This is a genomic window from Enterobacter quasihormaechei, from assembly GCF_004331385.1.
Lineage (GTDB): Bacteria > Pseudomonadota > Gammaproteobacteria > Enterobacterales > Enterobacteriaceae > Enterobacter > Enterobacter quasihormaechei.
In genome coordinates this window covers 1-19,276 of record NZ_SJON01000020.1, presented here as the reverse complement: position 1 = coordinate 19,276, position 19,276 = coordinate 1, and the positions used below count along the sequence as shown (strand labels likewise).

Annotated in this window: 20 protein-coding genes; 3 read left to right on the top strand and 17 right to left on the bottom strand. The window is 57.6% G+C overall.

All coding sequences use genetic code 11. The features are described from left to right. Positions 1 to 7: 7 nt before the first annotated feature. From phnO to E0L16_RS19360, 15 genes are all read right to left on the bottom strand, one after another. Positions 8 to 442, bottom strand: coding sequence for an aminoalkylphosphonate N-acetyltransferase (gene phnO / locus E0L16_RS19430; RefSeq protein WP_131637920.1), 435 nt, complete (start codon positions 440 to 442; stop codon positions 8 to 10). Then, positions 435 to 986 carry a ribose 1,5-bisphosphokinase gene (phnN, locus tag E0L16_RS19425; RefSeq protein WP_107534481.1) on the bottom strand — a complete coding sequence of 184 codons (552 nt, stop codon included), beginning with the start codon at positions 984 to 986 and terminating at the stop codon, positions 435 to 437. The genes phnO and phnN overlap by 8 nt, the downstream gene beginning before the upstream one ends. Beyond that, positions 983 to 2,119 (bottom strand): alpha-D-ribose 1-methylphosphonate 5-triphosphate diphosphatase, encoded by a 1,137-nt coding sequence (phnM, locus tag E0L16_RS19420; RefSeq protein ID WP_131637918.1) that lies wholly within the window; start codon positions 2,117 to 2,119, stop codon positions 983 to 985. The genes phnN and phnM overlap by 4 nt, the downstream gene beginning before the upstream one ends. Next, positions 2,116 to 2,796: a phosphonate C-P lyase system protein PhnL gene (gene phnL / locus E0L16_RS19415; protein ID WP_131637916.1), complete on the bottom strand. Its 681-nt coding sequence runs from the start codon at positions 2,794 to 2,796 to the stop codon at positions 2,116 to 2,118. Before phnL ends, phnM begins: the two co-directional genes overlap by 4 nt. A 106-nt stretch (positions 2,797 to 2,902) precedes the next feature. Beyond that, positions 2,903 to 3,658, bottom strand: coding sequence for a phosphonate C-P lyase system protein PhnK (gene phnK / locus E0L16_RS19410; RefSeq protein WP_063449830.1), 756 nt, complete (start codon positions 3,656 to 3,658; stop codon positions 2,903 to 2,905). Beyond that, positions 3,655 to 4,500, bottom strand: coding sequence for an alpha-D-ribose 1-methylphosphonate 5-phosphate C-P-lyase PhnJ (gene phnJ / locus E0L16_RS19405; protein WP_063449829.1), 846 nt, complete (start codon positions 4,498 to 4,500; stop codon positions 3,655 to 3,657). The genes phnK and phnJ overlap by 4 nt, the downstream gene beginning before the upstream one ends. Next, on the bottom strand, positions 4,493 to 5,557 hold the full coding sequence (locus E0L16_RS19400; protein ID WP_131637914.1) for a carbon-phosphorus lyase complex subunit: 1,065 nt from the start codon (positions 5,555 to 5,557) through the stop codon (positions 4,493 to 4,495). The genes phnJ and E0L16_RS19400 overlap by 8 nt, the downstream gene beginning before the upstream one ends. Further along, positions 5,557 to 6,141 carry a phosphonate C-P lyase system protein PhnH gene (phnH, locus tag E0L16_RS19395; RefSeq protein ID WP_028015210.1) on the bottom strand — a complete coding sequence of 195 codons (585 nt, stop codon included), beginning with the start codon at positions 6,139 to 6,141 and terminating at the stop codon, positions 5,557 to 5,559. The genes E0L16_RS19400 and phnH overlap by 1 nt, the downstream gene beginning before the upstream one ends. Beyond that, the gene (gene phnG / locus E0L16_RS19390) at positions 6,138 to 6,590 is read right to left on the bottom strand and encodes a phosphonate C-P lyase system protein PhnG (protein WP_063865482.1); all 453 of its coding nucleotides are present in this window, start codon (positions 6,588 to 6,590) and stop codon (positions 6,138 to 6,140) included. The genes phnH and phnG overlap by 4 nt, the downstream gene beginning before the upstream one ends. Beyond that, entirely contained in the window at positions 6,591 to 7,316 is a 726-nt protein-coding gene (gene phnF / locus E0L16_RS19385; RefSeq protein ID WP_059355023.1) for a phosphonate metabolism transcriptional regulator PhnF, read from the bottom strand. A 20-nt stretch (positions 7,317 to 7,336) separates the two neighbouring features. After that, positions 7,337 to 8,116, bottom strand: a complete 780-nt coding sequence (gene phnE, locus E0L16_RS19380) for a phosphonate ABC transporter, permease protein PhnE (protein WP_131637912.1) — start codon at positions 8,114 to 8,116, stop codon at positions 7,337 to 7,339. Between the two features lie 102 nt (positions 8,117 to 8,218). Continuing rightward, entirely contained in the window at positions 8,219 to 9,235 is a 1,017-nt protein-coding gene (gene phnD, locus E0L16_RS19375; protein WP_063865480.1) for a phosphonate ABC transporter substrate-binding protein, read from the bottom strand. A 23-nt stretch (positions 9,236 to 9,258) separates the two neighbouring features. After that, on the bottom strand, positions 9,259 to 10,047 hold the full coding sequence (phnC, locus tag E0L16_RS19370) for a phosphonate ABC transporter ATP-binding protein (RefSeq protein ID WP_063865479.1): 789 nt from the start codon (positions 10,045 to 10,047) through the stop codon (positions 9,259 to 9,261). A gap of 173 nt (positions 10,048 to 10,220) precedes the next feature. Continuing rightward, positions 10,221 to 10,652 (bottom strand): VOC family metalloprotein YjdN, encoded by a 432-nt coding sequence (gene yjdN / locus E0L16_RS19365; protein WP_131637909.1) that lies wholly within the window; start codon positions 10,650 to 10,652, stop codon positions 10,221 to 10,223. A gap of 80 nt (positions 10,653 to 10,732) precedes the next feature. Further along, positions 10,733 to 11,068: a zinc ribbon domain-containing protein YjdM gene (locus E0L16_RS19360; RefSeq protein ID WP_063449823.1), complete on the bottom strand. Its 336-nt coding sequence runs from the start codon at positions 11,066 to 11,068 to the stop codon at positions 10,733 to 10,735. A 589-nt stretch (positions 11,069 to 11,657) separates the two neighbouring features. On the opposite strand from E0L16_RS19360, the gene crfC reads away from it, so the two are divergent. Together crfC and E0L16_RS19350 are read left to right on the top strand one after the other, a co-directional pair. Next, positions 11,658 to 14,012 (top strand): clamp-binding protein CrfC, encoded by a 2,355-nt coding sequence (gene crfC / locus E0L16_RS19355; protein ID WP_131637907.1) that lies wholly within the window; start codon positions 11,658 to 11,660, stop codon positions 14,010 to 14,012. Next, positions 14,009 to 14,887 carry a diguanylate cyclase regulator RdcB family protein gene (locus E0L16_RS19350; RefSeq protein WP_131637905.1) on the top strand — a complete coding sequence of 293 codons (879 nt, stop codon included), beginning with the start codon at positions 14,009 to 14,011 and terminating at the stop codon, positions 14,885 to 14,887. The genes crfC and E0L16_RS19350 overlap by 4 nt, the downstream gene beginning before the upstream one ends. A gap of 32 nt (positions 14,888 to 14,919) precedes the next feature. Here E0L16_RS19350 and kdgT read toward each other — a convergent pair whose 3' ends face one another. Then, entirely contained in the window at positions 14,920 to 15,912 is a 993-nt protein-coding gene (kdgT, locus tag E0L16_RS19345; protein ID WP_063865474.1) for a 2-keto-3-deoxygluconate transporter, read from the bottom strand. A gap of 645 nt (positions 15,913 to 16,557) precedes the next feature. On the opposite strand from kdgT, the gene proP reads away from it, so the two are divergent. Further along, entirely contained in the window at positions 16,558 to 18,060 is a 1,503-nt protein-coding gene (gene proP, locus E0L16_RS19340) for a glycine betaine/L-proline transporter ProP (protein WP_063449819.1), read from the top strand. Positions 18,061 to 18,093: 33 nt separating this feature from the next. Here proP and E0L16_RS19335 read toward each other — a convergent pair whose 3' ends face one another. After that, positions 18,094 to 19,047, bottom strand: a complete 954-nt coding sequence (locus E0L16_RS19335; RefSeq protein ID WP_063865473.1) for a nickel/cobalt transporter — start codon at positions 19,045 to 19,047, stop codon at positions 18,094 to 18,096. Positions 19,048 to 19,276 lie beyond the last annotated feature (229 nt).

Below are 19,276 nucleotides of genomic sequence, written 5' to 3'. Positions count from 1 at the left end.
CGCACCTCTACAGCGGTTTGGTGAAGCGGAAATGGCTTTGCGTATACCCTTCACGAACATAAAAACGGTGCGCATCCGTGCGCTTCACGCTGGTGGAAAGCTCAGTCAGCTCGGCACCTGCCTGCCTCGCGATGTCCTCTGCCCAGGCCAGCAGCTGGCTGCCCACTTTCAGTCCGCGCGCCTGCGGCATCACCACCAGCTCCTGGATCTCGCCGATCCAGCGGGCATGGTGCAGGTGAAACTGCATGTGCAGGCCGATCATGCCGATGACCTGCCCGTCCAGCTCGGCAAGCTGGTAGCGCATATTGTGATCCTGAAGGTTGGCCAGAAATCCGGCGTGAAACGCCTGGTGATCGAACTCTGCCTGCTTCAGTTCACAGATCAGGGCGTAAACAATTTGTGCATCGTCGGCGGTGGCGGGGCGAAGCTGGCAGTCAGGCATGCTGTCTCTCCTTCTGGCGAATAAGCGATAAAAAGGTCTCGACTGACTGTAGCAAACTTCCGTCGTTATTGAGGACGTGACAGCCCGATGGGGTGTAGCGCGCCGCACGTTCCAGCCGCTGGTCGATCTCACGCGCATTTTCGCGCCCCCGGCTTTGCAGGCGGCTGCGCAGAATATCCGGAGAAACCTGCAAACAGACCGGCAGCAGCGCCGCTTCGTACCGGGCTATGGCCTGCGGCAGATGCGCGCGTGAACCGTTGACCAGCACGTCGAAGCCCGCGTGCAGCCAGAGGTCGATCTCGATGCCGACGCCGTAATAAAAGCCGTTCGCGTGCCAGCTCAGCGCCAGCAGGTTTTGCCCGGCGCGGGTAAAAAACTCCTGCTCGCTCAGGGCGATATGGTTTTCACTCCCGGCGTTCGCCGCGCGGGTAATGTAGCGGTGCGCCACCAGCAGCTGTGAATGTTCCCGCTGCCGTAACGCCGACAGCAGGCTGTCCTTCCCGGAGCCGGACGGGCCCATTAACCAGATGAGTCTTCCCATCAGAACACCCTTTTTCCCTGACGCCAGACGTGGTCGATATGAATGTGCTCGCCCTTACGGTGCGCCAGCACCAGATCCGCCCGTTTGCCTTCGGCAATCTCACCGCGATCGTGAAGGTTGAGCGCGCTGGCTGGGTTTTTCGTCACCAGACGGATCGCCTGCGGCAGCGTAAAGCGGTTATCTTCGTCGTCCGCGACGCGGAAGGCCGCGTCCAGCAGGCTGGCGGGGTAATAGTCAGACGAGAGGATATCCAGCAGGCCAAGTGAAGCGAGTTTGCTTGCCGCCACGTTGCCGGAGTGCGAGCCGCCGCGCACGATGTTCGGCGCACCCATCAGCACGTTCATACCGTGCTTGCGGGAGGCTTCAGCCGCCTCGAACGTGGTGGGAAATTCGGCGATCACGCTGCCAAGCTGGTGGGATTCCCGTACGTGATCGTGCGTGGCGTCGTCATGGCTGGCCAGCGCGATGTTGCGGTCGCGGCACATCGCGGCAATGGAGAGGCGGTTCGGCTGCGACCACCGGGCTGCCAGCGCCAGCTGCTCTTCTTCATAGCGCGCCATCTCCGCATCGCTGAGAGAATACTTGCCCTGATAGTATTCGCGATATTTTTCAATGTTGGCGAACTGGCGCTGCCCCGGGGAGTGATCCATCAGCGAAACCAGCGACACCGGCTCGCGCCCGACCAGCTTTTCAAACAGCGGTAGCGTGGTGTGGTGCGGTAGCTCGCAGCGCAGGTGCAGGCGGTGCTCGGCGCGGTTGAGGCCGCGCTTTTGCGTCTCTTCCACGGCGTTGATCATCTTTTCCAGATTCTCCAGACGATCGCCGCCGTCGCGCACGTCGCCGATCGCCACCGCGTCCAGCACCGTGGTGATACCGCTGGCGACCATCAGCGCGTCGTGGCTGCTCATCGCCGAATGGGCGGGCCAGTCCACCTTCGGGCGGGGAGTGAAGAATTTATCGAGATTATCGGTGTGCAGCTCAATCAGCCCCGGCAGCAGCCAGCCGCCTTCACCGTCCATCGCCTCCGGGGAGCGGCTCTGGGTTTCGGCAAACGCGCGGATGACGCCGTCCCGGACTTCAACCGAGCCGTTCACGACCTCATTTTCCAGCACCAGCCTGACGTTATTGATAATCATACGTTTGTCCCCATTGGATGCAGCCTGTCCGCCACGCGATTGCGGACGACGTCGTCGTGGAAGATCCCGACGATCGCCGCGCCGCGCGCTTTGGCCTGTTCGATCAGATCCATCACCGCTGCGCTGTTTTTAGCGTCGAGCGAGGCGGTGGGTTCATCGAGGAGTAAAATCGGGTAATCGACGATAAAGCCGCGCGCGATGTTCACGCGCTGCTGTTCGCCACCGGAAAAGGTCGACGGGGCGAGGTGCCACAAACGCTCCGGCACGTTGAGGCGCGTCAGCAGGCTGGCGGCTTTAGCGGCGCAGGTTTCGCGCGGGACGCCAAGATCCAGCAGGGGCTGCATCACCACGTCCAGGGCGGTGATCCGCGGGATCACCCGCAGGAACTGGCTGACCCAGCCGATCGTTGTACGGCGCACTTCCAGTACTTTGCGCGCAGGGGCCTGGACCAGATCGATCCATTCATTGTTATGGCGAATATGGATATGGCCTTCGTCCGGTAAATAGTTAGCGTACAGGGAACGCAGCAGAGTGGATTTCCCGCTGCCGGAATGGCCATGCAGCACCACGCATTCGCCGCCGCTGACCTCTAACGAGGCATTTTGCAGTACCGGCAGGCGGACGCCGTTTTGCTGGTGGAGCACAAAGGTCTTACTGACATTTTCAACGTGGATCATTTTGGCCTCGCGATTCGTTTTGCCGGGTGGCGGCTTCGCCTTACCCGGCCTACAGGTGTGCTGTTCGTAGGCCGGGTAAGCGCAGCGCCACCCGGCAACAGCACCCTCAGTTCTGCAACACCGACGACACCAGCAGCTGGGTGTACGGATGATGTGGATCGTCGAGCACGCGGTCGGTCAGCCCACTTTCCACCACCTGGCCCTGCTTCATCACCAGCAGACGGTCCGCCAGCAGGCGCGCAACGCCCAGATCGTGGGTGACAATCACCACCGCCAGGTTCAGCTCCACCACCAGGCCGCGCAGCAGGTCGAGCAGGCGCGCCTGCACGGAGACGTCCAGCCCGCCGGTCGGTTCATCCATAAACACCAGCTTCGGATGGGTGACCAGATTGCGGGCAATCTGCAAGCGCTGCTGCATGCCGCCGGAGAAGGTCGTTGGCAGGTCGTCGATGCGCGAGGCGGGGATTTCCACCTCCTCCAGCCAGCGCTGCGCGGTGGCGCGGATGTTGCCGTAGTGCCGCGCGCCGGTGGCCATCAGGCGTTCGCCGATATTGCCTCCCGCCGACACCTGACGGCGCAGGCCGTCCATCGGATGCTGATGCACCACGCCCCACTCGGTGCGCAGCAGGCGGCGGCGCTCGGCCTCGCTCATGGCGTACAGGGATTTGCCTTCATACAGAATGTCGCCGTTCTGCGGCGTCAGGCGCGCGGAGATAGACTTCAGCAGGGTGGTTTTACCGGAGCCGGACTCGCCGACAATGCCCAGCACTTCGCCCGGCCACAGCTCAAACGACACGTCGCTGAAGCCTTTGCCCGGCGCATAAAGGTGAGTCAGGTTATTAACCGAAAGCAGCGGTTTCATTGGCCGTTCGCCTCGCTCTGTTGGCGGCAGTAATCGGTGTCGGAGCAGACAAACATTCGTTTGCCCGTGTCGTCCAGTACCACTTCATCGAGATAGCTGTGTTTGGAACCGCAGATGGCGCACGGCTCGTCCCACTCCTGCACCGTAAACGGGTGATCGTCGAAATCCAGGCTTTCGACACGCGTATACGGCGGTACGGCGTAAATGCGTTTTTCACGTCCGGCACCAAAGAGTTGCAGGGCAGGCATCATGTCCATCTTCGGGTTATCGAATTTCGGGATCGGCGACGGGTCCATCACGTAGCGGCCGTTCACCTTCACCGGGTAGGCGTAGGTGGTGGCGATATGGCCGAAGCGGGCGATGTCTTCATACAGTTTGACCTGCATGATCCCGTACTCTTCAAGGGCATGCATGGTGCGGGTTTCGGTTTCCCGCGGCTCGATAAAGCGCAGCGGCTCCGGGATCGGCACCTGGAAAATCAAAATCTGATCTTCGGTCAGCGGGGTTTCCGGGATGCGGTGACGGGTCTGGATCAGCGTCGCATCCTCGGTTTTCTCTGTGGTGTTGACGCCCGTTACGCGCTTAAAGAAGTGGCGGATCGACACGGCGTTGGTGGTGTCGTCTGCCCCCTGATCGATGACCTTCAGCACGTCCGCTTCACCGATCACGCTGGCGGTGATCTGAATGCCGCCCGTGCCCCAGCCGTACGGCATCGGCATTTCACGACCGCCGAACGGCACCTGATAGCCGGGGATCGCCACTGCCTTAAGGATGGCACGGCGGATCATGCGTTTCGTTTGCTCATCCAGATAGGCAAAGTTGTAGCCGCTTAAGTTAGCCATTGGCGCGCTCCCGTTGCAGGCGTTTCAGCAGTTCCAGTTCGGCCTGGAAATCGACGTAGTGCGGCAGCTTGAGGTGCGAGACAAAGCCTGCGGCCTCAACGTTATCCGCGTGGGCCAGCACGAACTCTTCGTCCTGTGCCGGGCCGGAGACTGGCTCGCCGTAGTCCGGCGCCTGGAGCGCACGGTCAACCAGCGCCATCGCCATCGCCTTACGCTCGCTCAGGCCGTACACCAGCCCATAGCCGCGGGTAAAGTGCGGATCTTCATTGTCTGGCGCGACAAAACCGTTGACCATTTCACATTCGGTCATCAGCAGTTCGCCGATGTTCACCGCAAAACCCAGCTCTTCGGGCACAATGTCGATGTCGAGATAGCCGCTGCGGATCTCTGCCGCGAACGGGTGGTTGCGCCCGTAGCCGCGCTGTGTGGAGTAGGCCAGCGCCAGCAGATACCCTTCGTCGCCGCGCATCAGCTGTTGCAGGCGGGACGAGCGTGAGCACGGGTAAACCGGCGGCGTGCGGGTGATATCATCCGGTGTGCTGCCGGTGTCCTCCTCCGCCTTCGCCAGCCCCTGGTTTGCCAGCAGGCTAAAAACGTGCGGAGAGGCGTCTTGTTCAGCGTCAGAAGTACTGAGCTGAGGGGCTTCACCGTTCGCCAGCAGCGTGAAGTCCAGCAGACGATGGGTGTAGTCGTAGGTCGGGCCAAGGAGCTGGCCGCCGGGAATGTCTTTGTACACCGCTGAAATGCGGCGCTCTAAACGCATTTCCGCCGTGTTCACCGGCTCGCTCACTGCCAGCTTCGCCAGCGTAGTGCGGTAGGCGCGCAGCAGAAAGATGGCTTCCACGTTATCGCCGCTGGCCTGTTTCAGCGCCAGCGCCGCCAGCTCGCGGTCCGCGATACCGCCTTCGGTCATTACGCGGTCGACGGCCAAATTTAACTGCTGTTCAATCTGGGCGACGCTGAGCTCGGGAAGTGCGTCATCCCCCCGGCGTCTGTGCTCCTGTAAGGCATGGGCGGCGGCGATCGCCTTTTCCCCCCCTTTGACGGCAACGTACATCAGCACACCTCCACGTGAGTGGTCCGCGGGATCGCCAGCAGGCGTTCGCCGCAGGTCAGGATCAGGTCAATGCCGAGCGGGAACGGGTGCGGACGCTCGGTCAGCTCATGGATGATGCACTCCGGCAGCTGGGGCGCGACCATCCGCTCGTCGGCGATGCCTGCGCCCGTCAGGCGAAGCATGCGGCCACCGCTCAGGCTGGAGACCTGCAAAATCAGCGTGGCGCTGGTTTCCGGTGCGACGGCGCTGCCTTCGCTCAGAGCGTTAAGCTGTTCATGGCTGATCTGTTCGTCGGCCACGGCAAAGACCGCCTGCTGGGGCTGCTCGACCAGCGGCGCGCTGGTGTGAAAGCGCAGGTTCTGGCTGGCGATATCGTTCAGCAATGCGCCTGACAGCCATACCGGGGTGTCGTTGTCCGCCAGCGTCAGCAGCACGCTGGTAGAGGCGAGGTTCAGCGGCAGCCATCCCTGCGAAAGCTGGTGCAGCGAGACGATCACGCCCGGCTCGCTCATGGCCTTCAGCAGGCGACGGAAACTTTGTTGGGCATCCTGGACGGCCAGGGTAAAGGCAGGTTGAAGCGTCATGCGTTGTCTCCGCGAACGAGCGTAAAGAAGTCGACCCGGCTGGTGTTCACTTCGGCCTGACGCGCGGCAAGGCGTGCGGCGCGGTCAGCTTCCAGCGGGGCAATAAGGGTTTCCATTAACGTCTGGAAATGCGGGTGTTCCTGTAAAAGCGCGTCGATCACCGCGCAGCGCTCGGCGTGCGTTTTGTCGCGCCCAAGTACGTAGCTGTAACCCAGCGTGCCGCTGTTAAGGCGGATCACCGCGCGGGTGAGAGTGGCATCGCCAGCGAAGAAGCGCTCGCCGGTGCCGCCCATGCGTGCCTGGATCTGCACCAGGCCGATCTCCGGCGCGCGGATCGTGTCGTAGTCCGGCGTCAGGCCGAGAGCGTTCATGCGGGCGGCCAGCGCAGCAGGCTGGCTGTGGGCCAGCACGCGCATCCAGCGCTGACGAGTGGAGGTGTCGAAGTGCATTCAGTGCTCCATGGTGAATTCAATCATGTCGGCGCGGGTCAGGCTGACGGAGTATTCCGTTGCGTTGACCTCGCCGTCACGGTGGTTGAGGGTGCGCACGCAGAGCAGCGGGGCCATATTGGGAATTTCGAGCACCTTGCTCTCTTTCGCCTGCGCGCGACGGGCGCTGATGCGCGTCTGGGTGCGTTTGAGCGCGATACCCGTCGCGTCCTGAAGAAAATCATGCAGGGAACCGCTGGCAAAGTTTTGCAGCACGGGCCAGAGGGTGAGGTCCGCGAAGTAATGGTCAATCTGGCAGACCGCCACGCCGTTGACCCGGCGCAACGTGCGCAGGTGTACGACGTTGTCACCTTCCTGAATCCCGAGCGCGTCCGCCACGTGGCGGGAGGCCGGGCGCAGGACCGAAAGCAGTTTTTCGCTGGTAGGATGGCTGCCCTGATCGAGCAGGTTCTGGCTAAAGCGCGCCTGGGCGTTGAGCGGGTAGTCAAACGGGCGCATCAGCACCAGCACGCCGACGCCCTGACGGCGCTGGACCCAGCCGCGCTCGACCAGCTGGTCAATGGCGCGGCGCAGGGTGTGGCGGTTCACTTCGTAGCGGTCGGCAAGCTGCTGCTCGGCGGGCAGGTAGTCACCGCAGCGGTAATGCGTGCGCAGCTCCACTTCGAGCCTGGCCGCAATCTCTTGCCAGCGGGTGGGGTAACTGGTCGGATGTCTGGATAAGTGCATACCAATCAAAGCCTCGCTTATCAGATGAAGTGCTTACGCAAGCGTTGAGAGAGGAAATCCAGCAGGCTGACGGTGACGATGATAAGTACCATCAGGGCGCAGGTTTGCTGGAACTGGAAACCGCGAATCGCTTCCCACAGCGTGACGCCAATCCCGCCTGCGCCCACCATGCCGACCACGGTGGCGGAGCGAACGTTGGACTCGAAGCGGTACAGCGAGTAGGAGATGAGCAGCGGCATCACCTGCGGCAGGACGCCGTAGAGGATCTCTTCGATTTTGTTGGCGCCGGTTGCGCGAATGCCTTCCACCGGGCCGGGCTCGATGGCTTCAACCGCTTCCGAGAGCAGCTTGGAGAGCACGCCGGTGGTGTGGATGAACAGCGCCATCACGCCCGCGAACGGCCCCAGACCGACGGCCACCACGAACAGCATCGCAAAGACCATTTCGTTGATGGCGCGACAGGCGTCCATCAGGCGGCGCATCGGCTGGTATACCCACCACGGCACGATGTTCTCGGCGCTCATCAGGCCGAAGGGAATGGAGAGAATGACGGCGAGGGCGGTGCCCCAGACGGCGATTTGCAGGGTGATTGCCATTTCACCGAGGTAGTCCTGCCACTGGCTGAAGTCCGGCGGGAAGAAGTCGGCGGCGAAGGTCGCCATATTGCCGGAATCTTTGAAGAGCAGCAGCGGATCCATCTCTGCGCCTTTCCAGGAGATAACCAGCACCGCCAGCAGAAGGGCCCAGCTTATAAGCGAGAACCAGCTGCGCTTCGGCGGCGGGAGGGTGATGGTTTGCATGTTTGACTCCGTGGGTCTTTGTGTGCCGGATGGCGCGACGCTTATCCGGCCTACGATCCAAAATGTAGGCCCGGTAAGCGCAGCGCCACCGGGCGAAAAGCGTTACTGCACCGCTTTATTCACGCTGGTCATTGCGCCGAGCGCGGCGGTCAGGCGGTCGAGATCGTCCAGCTGCGCCTGAAGCTCAGAGACCTTGCTGGTTTTCTCTTCTTCCTTGAGCCCTTTGTTGTCCTTCACGCCCTGCATCTGTTTGAACAGCGCCAGCTGGCGAATCGGCACCAGCTGCAAATCGCTGGACGCGCGGAACGGTGCCCAGCCCAGGCGCGCCAGCACTGCTTTCTCTTCCGGCGTTTTGCCGTAGTTCATAAAGAAGTCGTAGACCTTGTCCTTGGTGCTTTCGGAGAGGTTTTTACGCCACACGATCGGGTCGCCCGGGATCAGCGGTGATTTCCAGATCACCTTCAGCGCTTTCAGCTTGTCCGGCGCGGAGGTCTTCAGCTTGTCGAGGTTTTCGGTATTGTTGGTGGCAACGTCTACCTGCTTGTTCGCTACGGCCAGGGCGTTGGTTTCGTGGCCGGCGTTCACCGTGCGCTTGAAGTCGCTGGCGGAGATGTTGTTTTTCGCGAAGACGTAGTAGCCCGGCACAAGGAAGCCAGACGTGGAATTCGGATCGCCGTTACCAAAGGTCAGCTCTTTGCGTTTGGCGATCATGTCGTTGAGGGTGTTGATCGGGCTGTCTTTGTTCACGATCAGCACGCTCCAGTAGCCCGGGGAGCCATCTGCCGCAACGGTCTGGGCAAAGACCTGGCCGTTGGCGCGGTCCACCGCTTCCATGGCAGAGAGGTTGCCGTACCACGCGATGTCCACTTTGTTGAAGCGCATTCCCTGAATGATGCCCGCGTAGTCCGGGGCGAAGAAGGCGTTCACTTTGATCCCCAGTTTGGTTTCCATATCTTTCAGGAACGGTTCCCACTGCGGCTTCAGGTTTTGCTGTGATTCCGTTGAAATGATGCCAAAGTTCAACGCTTTTTCCTGCTCTTCGGCGTAGGCCGGGCTTAACAGGGTGCTGATGCTGAACATGCTGGTGAAGGCCAGCGCGGCAACGGCTTTGTAGTTCATTTCCATTCCTCGTTATCGGGGCGTTAAGCAGCCTGCGCGCGTTCTTCGACGCGGTTTACGCTGCGGTAGAGATGATCAAAACGTTCGTTATCAAACTGGTGGCTGGCGCCATCGAAGAACACGTGGCCCTGACGCAGGGCGACGATGCGCTCGCAGTAGCGCAGGGCGTAATCCACCTGATGCAGCGTCACCACCACGGTGATGCCGTCGTTCTGGTTGATGTCGCGCAGGGTTTCCATCACGATGCGGGCCGACTCCGGATCCAGCGAGGCGATGGGCTCATCGGCCAGAATGATTTTGGCTTTCTGCATCAGGGCGCGGGCGATGGCGACGCGCTGCTGCTGCCCGCCGGACAGCGTGGACACGCGCTGGTGGGCGAAATGCGCCATGCCGACGCGAGTCAGCGCCTGTAAGGCTTCTTGTTTCTGGGAAGGGGAGAACCAGCGCAGGCAGGTACGCCAGAACGGGGTGCTGCCGAGCGCGCCAATTAGCACGTTCTCGAGCACCGTCAGGCGGTTCACCAGGTTGAACTGCTGAAAGATGTAGCCCGTCTGGGCGCGGCTTTTGCGAATATCGCTCGCCAGACGGCCCGCATGCTGCACGGTGTTACCCAGCAGCTCGACGCGGCTTTCCGGCGTTTTGTCACAGGTAATAAGGCCGCTTAAGTGACGCAGAAGGGTAGATTTTCCTGAACCGGACGGCCCCAGCAGCGCTACCATTTCGCCCTGCTGGACGGTCAGATCAACGGCATGCAGCGCCTTGTTGTGATTGAAGGTTTTGCTCAGTTTCTCGACGCGGATGACAGTGTGCATGTGCTGGGCCTCACGATAAATGTGGCCTCATGCTGGCGCATCAATATGACATTTGGGTTAAGTCTCGGTTGCGGAAAGTTGAAGAGTTGAGGGGGATTTGATGACAATCACCGTAGACCCGGTCAGCGCAGCGCCACCGGGCGCTGTTGCCGGATGCGCTGCGCTTATCCGGCCTACGATTTAACGACGTTAATCATCCACGGCACGCCGTATTTATCGGTCACAGTACCGAAACCGTGCGCCCAGAAGGTTTCCTGCCAGGCCATTTCGATATTCCCGCCATCGGCAAGGTTGTCGAACCAGCGCTTGCCTTCCGACACATCCTGGGTGTCGAGCACCAGCGTGAAACCCGCGTATTGCGCGCTGCTGCCAGGCGGTATTCCGTCGCTCATCATAATATCGCTGCCCGCGATGCGGACGTTAGAGTGGGCGATGGCGGAATCCGGGAACTGCATACCTGACGGACAGCCTTCTTCGCTGTTTTCGTCTTTAGGCATTTCGCCGAAGGTGATTTTGTAGAGGAGTTCTGCGCCGACGGCCTGCTGATAGAAGGCGGTGGCCTCCGCACAGTTGCCGGCGAAAGAGATGTAGGGACTTAACGGCATAATCTTTACCTCACGTAGGAAAAGCCCGTTAAGTGTAGTTCCCGAACGCCCGGTAAGCGAAGCGTCACCGGGCGGGTAAATCAGTTCTTTTTCACGAACTCAGATTTCAGTTTCATCGGACCGAAGCCGTCAATTTTGCAGTCGATATTATGATCGCCTTCAACCAGACGGATATTTTTGACTTTAGTGCCGATCTTCAGCATGGAGGAGCTGCCTTTTACCTTCAGATCTTTCACAACGGTAACGCTGTCGCCGTCCGCCAGCAGGTTGCCGTTCGCGTCTTTTACGATCGGCGTATCGCTGTCCTGCTCTGGCTCCGCATCGTTCCATTCATGAGCGCATTCCGGGCAAACGAACATGCCGTTGTCTTCATAGGTATATTCAGAATTGCATTTCGGGCAGTGGGGAAGTTGCATGTTGGTATCCTCAAAAGTGTTAACACGCTGGAAAATGCCAGCTAAATGACGGCAGTATGCCGAAAAAGGCAGCGAGTATAACGCAAATCCCCACTTTTGTCGGTGATATTGTTTAAGGAAAATAGTGCGCCAGCGCGCCAGAGATGACGCGAACCGTCAGTGAATAAAAAGAAGCGTATGCCCTGAACGGAAGAGAGCGAAGGGATGTTAAATATATCGAATATTTTATTACAGCAAATTGCTACGCTGGGCCATTTCGGATAAGGTGAAGGAACAAGCCGTTATTTATCTCCCTCTCTGAGGCCATACATCTTTTGGCGTCAGGGAATACCTCTCTTTTTTGGTGGGTAAATAACGATGATATATCCTGATGTTTCCTGAAAATGCGTTTTGTCTATTCACTTTTGGCTTTCTGGCCAGAGGGACGTTTTACACGTATTACAAGTCGGGATTTAAATTCTCATTACCTTCAGTTAGTTGTATTAAATGAACATGTTTTCCATACGTGATCATATAAGCCTGAAAAGTATAATTAAAACAATGTGGCTTAATAAAAGTAATAAATTTGCGTTAAGGAAAGGCTTTTATCATGCACACACAGACCATATTTGAATTAAGCCAGGAAGCTGAACGTTTGTTACAGCTCGCGCTGAACAATCTTGATTCATTAAAATCAATGCCGATTGCAAAGCTGGATAGCACAGCCGCTGCCATGAGCGGCGCTAATAACAACGTTTTGCCATTACATTTTAGCGCCCGGGGCGTCGACGCGCAGCAGGCGATGCTGAATAACGAATTACGCAAAATAACCCGCCTCGAAATGGTGCTGGCGATTGTGGGTACCATGAAGGCGGGGAAATCGACCACCATTAATGCGATTGTGGGCACTGAAGTACTGCCGAACCGCAATCGTCCGATGACGGCACTTCCCACGCTGATCCGCCACACGCCGGGCCAGAAGGAGCCGGTGCTGCATTTTTTGCACGTTTCGCCTATTGATACCCTGATCTCCCAGCTACAGAAGAAGTTGTGCGATAACGATCGCGGCAAGCTGGCGCGGCGGCTGGAGATCGACAAGGACATGAATACGCTGCTGGAGCGCATCGAAAAAGGGGAGGCGTTTGAAAAACACCACCTCGGCGCGGAGCCCATCTTTCATTGTCTGAAAAGCCTGAACGATCTGGTGCGGCTTTCCCAGGCGCTGGGCGTGGAGTTTCCTTTTTCTGAGTATGCCGCGATTGAACATATACCGGTGATTGAGGTGGAGTTTATGCACCTCGCCGGTCTGGATGCGCACCTGGGGCAACTGACGCTGCTCGACACGCCGGGGCCGAACGAGGCCGGTCAGCCGCACCTGCAAAAAATGCTCAGCGAACAGCTGGCGCGCGCCTCCGCCGTGCTGGCGGTGATGGACTATACCCAGCTTAAATCCATTTCTGATGCAGAGGTTCGTCAGGCAATTTCGGCGGCGGGGAAATCCGTGCCGCTTTATGCCCTGGTCAATAAATTCGACCAGAAAGATCGTAACAGCGACGATGAAGAGCAGGTGCGGGCGATGATTTCCGGCACGTTGATGAAAGGAAATATCTCTCCAGGGAAAATTTATCCGGTCTCGTCCATGTGGGCCTATCTGGCGAACCGTGCCCGCTATGAGATGACCATCCACGGGCGGCTACCCGATCATCAGGATCAGCCCTGGGTGCAGGATTTTGCCGAGGCTGCGCTGGGTCGCCGCTGGCGAACGGCCGATCTGGACGATATTGACCATATTCGCCACGCGGCGGATCTGCTGTGGGAGGATTCGCTGTTCGAACAACCGATCCGTAAATTGATTTACGCGGCTTACGCCAACGCCTCGCTGTTCGCGCTGCGGTCGGCCTCGCATAAGCTGCTCAATTATGCGCAAAACGCCAGAGAATACCTGGATTTTCGCCATCAGGGACTGACGGTCGCCTTTGATGAGCTGGAGCGGAATATTACACGCCTGGAAGAGGATATGGCGATTCTGCATCAGCGGCAGAGCGTGGTGGGCGATGAAGTCCAGCATGAAGTAGAAGAGGCGCTCAACGCAGCGGATGCATTCCTGCTTCGTCAGAAAGGTGAGCTACACCAGGCGCTGGCCGACATCTTTAGCCGCCCGTCTGTTCTTGATTTAGCGGGAGGCGACCCAGCCCGTTTGCGTGCAGACGACGCGGATGCGATCCAACAGCTGGTGCTTGACGATGAAGGGCAGGCGCAGATTGTGCTGAGTAAGATCCGATCGTCATGCGAGCGGATTATGCTGGATGCGCAGAGCAAAATTGGCCGGGAGCTGGCGTTACGCTTCGATCAGCTGGAATCCACGCTGGCCCGATCGCTGAATGAGGCGATGCGCCCCATCGAGACGCGAATTAAAGAACAACTCAGTCATGCCGGCTTTCGGGCGCGGATTAGCTTTCCGGCGTTTCAGGCAAACCAGCTTAATTTCAATACGCGCGGCCTGTTTAATGATGCCATTGTGCAGGATATCCCTCCCGCCACTCCGCCAACAGGGGCGGGCAGCGTGCGCGATACCGTCGCGCGCTGGCTCAATCATCCCGGCTGGGGCTGGGAAGAGTACGTGGTGACGCGCACCCGATATGTTATCGACATCGCTCAGCTTCGTGGCAAATTTACGCAGCACACCGATCAGTTTTGCGATCAAATCCGTAAAGCTTTGGCCGCGCAGGTCGATGTCTCTGTTACGGCGGGTATGGCAACGTTCTTTGCGGAGTTTTCGTTATGCCTGACCGGGTTACAGGAAAGCTTGCGTGATAGCCTTGCCGTGCGGCAGCAGAATGAGCACTCAACCCGAGCGCTTAGCCAGTTGTTGAAGCAAAGTATGACCACTGCGGCGTGGATTCAGGAAGATACCCGACTGTTACGCGATGATATTCAAACCCTTTTCGCGGCAGAGCAACCATGACAACACGGCTACTGGACGGTCCCGGGCGGACGCTGGAGTGTATTCATCCAAAATTTATGGTCGATTTGGTCCAGGGGGCGGATGCTGCACGTCACTCTCTTCTGGGGCCACAGCAGCTGCAATTTCGTGAGCGTTTGACGCAGGAGATTGTTACGCAGACCCGGCTGCGGCCGTGGGCAATGGCGGGAATGCTCAACGAAAATGCAGCACTGCGGCTGGGGCTGGCGGAGAAACTGGTCGGTATGCTCGACCCCGGACACCTTGCGCTGACCCGTATGGCAGACAGGCTGGTAGCCCTGCGCCAGCAGGTTAATCCACGCATCTCTCAGTCTCCCGGATTGTTGCAACAGTACGAAGCGCTCTCCGCCCATTTCAACCAGCGTGCCGTCTATAAAGAGAAAGCGCTCGCGCAGCGCGGCCTCATAGTTCAGGCGGGTGAGCACAGCGAACAAATTTTTACCCGCTGGCGAGCCGGGCAGTATGACGGCTGGTCGCTGGCTGGCCGCTGCTTTATCGCGCTGGAAGAGTTGCGCTGGGGCGCTTTTGGCGATGCCTGTCGTCTGGCGAATGGCGATGTGGCGGCCATGCTAAAAGATAACCTGCGCAGCATGGCCGCAAACTATCTGGCACAGGGGATTGATGCCTCTCCCACGACCCGGCATTTTTACCATCAGTGGCTGTCCACGCCCGCCTCTCCTGGCCTGCTGGATTATAAAGGTATGCTGGGCTGGCTGGGGGACTGGTGTCAGGCGGATAAACATCCGGTGAGCTGGTCAGTGACGCAGAGCTGGCAAACGGTCGCGCTGGGCATGCCGAGACTCTGTTCGGCAAAACGGCTGGTGGATGGCATGGTGGAAGAGATGTTTGGTGCGTGATTGCCCCCTCTTTTAAGGAGGGGGCGAACGGCTTAGTGGTGCATTTCTACCGCTTTAGGTTCTGCCTGGGTCTCAGGCACATGGCCAAAGCGTCTGGCGTACAGCGCCGTGATGATCGGGACCAGAATCGCCGTCACAATCACGCTGGCGGCAACCAGGGCCGTGGCGGACGCGGCAACCGGTTCAAAGGCCGGGTTAATCTGGGCGATAATCACCGGGTTGGCTACCGCAGCGCCTGCGGCTGAAGAAGCGGCCACGCCCGCGGTTCCGTTGCCGCCCCCGATGACGCGGTCTGCGATAATCAGCGGAATACCCGTGATGATGATGACGGCAACACCCAGCACAATCCCCAGCAGTCCGGTTTCCAGGATTACGTTCAGGTTGATGGTATTGCCCAACGCGAAGCCGAAGAACGGGATCAGTACCGGGGTGGCTTTGCTAAAGAAATCGCGCAGATCGTGATCGAGGTTGCCCAGCGCAAAGCCAATCAGGAACGGCAGGATCGCCCCAACAAAGTGGTGTGGTTCAAAAGAGGCAAGGCCGGCAGAACCCAGAATCAACATGGTCATCAGTGGACCCGATTCCAGGGACATCAGCACGAACGCACCCGATTCTTCTTTGGTACCATATTGATTCATCAGGCTGGCATAAAGACCGCCGTTGGTCATATCCATTGCGGAGACAATGGCCAGAACGGATAATCCGGCGAAGAAGCCGGTCTGAATGCCATTCTCCGGAATGAACATCGCACAGATCATGGCAACGACCCAGGCGACCGCAATTTTGGTAATGACCAGCGTCCCTGATTTACGTAATACCGTACCTGTTGCACGCAAGTTAATAGACGCGCCGATACAAAAGAACCAGACTGCCAGAATCGGAACCGTTCCGGTAATCATACCTTTTGTAAAACCACCAAAATAAGCACCGGTGTTCGGGGCCAGCGTATTTAATATCGCACCAAGTACCAGCGGGACCAGCATCATCCCACCCGGGATGCGTTCTATTGTTGCTTTAATCTTCATCATTAACCCTCACATCTCGCCCGCGTGGCTGGCGGAAATCTCAAAAAATAGATCAACAAATTCAATAAATTGCCCTTTGCGGGGAACAATCCATACGTGACTTATGCTGTAAAGCGACATTAAGGCTTTCTGTGTTCCTTCATGTGAAAGCCGTTGAGATAACGTGTTCGGATTTATCATGCGATCTTTGGAATTGTGATTCAATGAAAATAAAACACTGTTTTAGTTATCTTCGTCACATATTGAAAGTAAACAGGAATCCACGCTGTTAATAATTAAATTTTGTGTAAATTCGGTGTGAAGAAATGTGATTGTTTTTCGTTTTAAGAGGAATAATAACGGGCGTTAAGATGTGTTTGATAAGGGGGATGAGAATGACCTTATTTATAGTGAATTGACAAAACCTGAAGCCAACTTACGCGCAGGAAAAATATATGTGAAGTTGATCACATATATAAACGCTGGTAGGGTAAAAAGGTCTTTAACTGCCCTGACAGGCGTCAACAGGTTCGGTTGTATCGACATAAAACGTCAATGTAAGTAAACCTGCTACGCTTGAATAAGGAGATTCGCATGGAGCGGATCTCGCGTTCACAGCCTGAAATGCGCTGTGAATTGGACGGGGCTGAGTCTACGAGGAAAGCTATGCTTAGAAGGAAAAAAGTAAAACCCATCACGCTGCGCGATGTCACCATTATTGATGACGCAAAACTGCGCAAAGCGATTACAGCGGCCTCGCTCGGTAATGCGATGGAGTGGTTCGATTTTGGTGTCTACGGCTTCGTTGCCTACGCGCTTGGTAAAGTGTTCTTCCCCGGTGCCGATCCCAGCTTGCAGATGATTGCCGCGCTGGGTACGTTCTCTGTTCCCTTCCTTATTCGTCCTCTCGGTGGCCTGTTCTTCGGCATGCTGGGTGATAAATATGGTCGTCAGAAGATCCTGGCTATTACCATTGTCATCATGTCGATAAGTACATTCTGTATCGGCCTTATTCCGTCCTATGCGACCATTGGTATATGGGCGCCGATCCTGCTGCTGATCTGTAAGATGGCGCAGGGCTTCTCGGTTGGCGGCGAATATACCGGCGCATCGATTTTTGTCGCCGAGTATTCCCCGGACCGTAAACGCGGCTTTATGGGCAGCTGGCTCGACTTTGGCTCGATTGCCGGGTTCGTCATGGGCGCAGGGGTTGTGGTTCTGATCTCGACCGTCGTCGGTGAACAGAACTTCCTCGACTGGGGCTGGCGTATTCCGTTCTTCCTGGCGCTGCCGCTGGGCATCATCGGTCTTTACCTGCGTCACGCTCTGGAAGAGACGCCTGCGTTCCAGCAGCACGTTGAAAAGCTGGAGCAGGGCGACCGCGAAGGGTTGCAGGACGGTCCGAAAGTGTCGTTCAAGGAGATTGCGACCAAACACTGGCGCAGCCTGCTGACCTGTATCGGTCTGGTGATTTCCACCAACGTGACCTACTACATGCTGCTGACCTACATGCCGAGCTACCTGTCGCATAACCTGCACTACTCGGAAGATCACGGCGTGCTGATTATTATCGCCATCATGGTGGGTATGCTGTTCGTGCAGCCGATTATGGGCCTGCTGAGTGACCGCTTTGGCCGTAAGCCATTCATCATTCTCGGTAGCGTCGCGCTGTTCGCGCTGGCTATTCCGGCCTTTATCCTGATTAACAGCAACGTGCTGGGGCTGATTTTCGCCGGCCTGCTGATGTTGGCGGTGATCCTCAACTGCTTCATCGGGGTAATGGCTTCTACGCTGCCGGCAATGTTCCCGACGCATATTCGCTACAGCGCGCTGGCGGCGGCCTTTAATATCTCCGTTCTGATTGCCGGCCTGACGCCGACGCTTGCCGCTTCACTGGTGGAGAGCACGCAGAACCTGATGATGCCTGCTTACTATCTGATGGTCATCGCGGTGATCGGCCTGATTACCGGTATTACCATGAAGGAGACGGCGAACCGTCCGCTGAAAGGGGCAACGCCTGCGGCGTCTGATATTCAGGAAGCGAAGGAGATCCTCCGCGAGCACTACGATAACGTAGAGCAGAAGATTGAAGATATAGACGCAGAGATTGAAGAGCTTCAGAAAAAACGTTCTCGCCTGGTTGACCAGCATCCGAGAATTAACGAGTAATAAAAAAACCCGCCGCTGGCGGGTTTTCTTTTATTAGCATCCTGCGGCGATGTAATCCCCGTTGGCGCTAATGGGGATCACCGTCAGGAACAGGACAGTCGCGAACAGGATCAGCACAATCCCTCCAGCAATTTTGACCATCGGCACCATCCAGTTCAGCGAAGAGCCGCCGCCAAACCAGGCGACTGTTCGTTCACGCGCGTAACGTACCGCCAGCGATAGCCCCATAATCGACAGTGCCGTGCCCAGCGACATTGTCATCACAGCGGCAATCCCCCAGCTAACAATGCCGAGCGCATTCGAGAACATCAGGATCATAATTGCCCCGCTGCACGGGCGTGCGCCAATGGCCAGCACCACGCCCAGACGGGTTTTCCAGTCGCTTTTTGCCAGATCCACCCCTACGCCGTGATGGCCGCAGCCACAGCGTTCATCATGCTGGTGAAGCGGCTTGATGGCGTTAATCGCCATTTTGCGCGGACGCAGGCTGCTTAGCGCCTGATAGATGATAAACGCACCGAAGGCGGCAATCAGTACGGCGCTGATTTTCTCGACATACCAACGGCTGGTGCTGATATCCCCTGACGCGAGGTTCAATCCAACCGCCAGGATAAAGACAAAGAGGATCGCGCTGACGCCCTGCATCAGGCTACCGATAAACGGTACGACGCGCGCCGCGAGCTGGCTCTCTTTATTAGTAGTGAGATACGTGGCGACGATAAATTTGCCGTGCCCCGGTCCAACAGCATGGAGTACGCCATAAAGAAATGCACCGGTTAACAACCACAGCCCACCGCTGTACTGATGGTTATTAAGTTGCAGCAGATACATCACCAGATAACGGTGCAGGGCGATCTGGGTGGCGAGGCACCACTGTATAAAAGCATTCCAGTGAGTATGAAGAACAAAACCTGCCGTAAGCAACACCAGCACGGTGAGCCCGGCGGTTGGGATACGCCAGTCTCGATGAAGTCGCTGTGTCGTCATGATGTTGACCCGTGAGAGAAATATTTGCCGCTAGTATAGTGTTCAATTGACGGGATCACACAAGGATCGTCAATGAATTGTGGATAACTCTGTGCGTAAAAGGGTATAAGGCGGGGTTTTGCTGGGGAATACAGCAGTCAGTCATTTTTTTGCAACTTTTCTGTTGCGGTCGCTCGGGAACTCCCTATAATGCGCCTCCATCGACACGGCGGATGTGAATCACTTCACA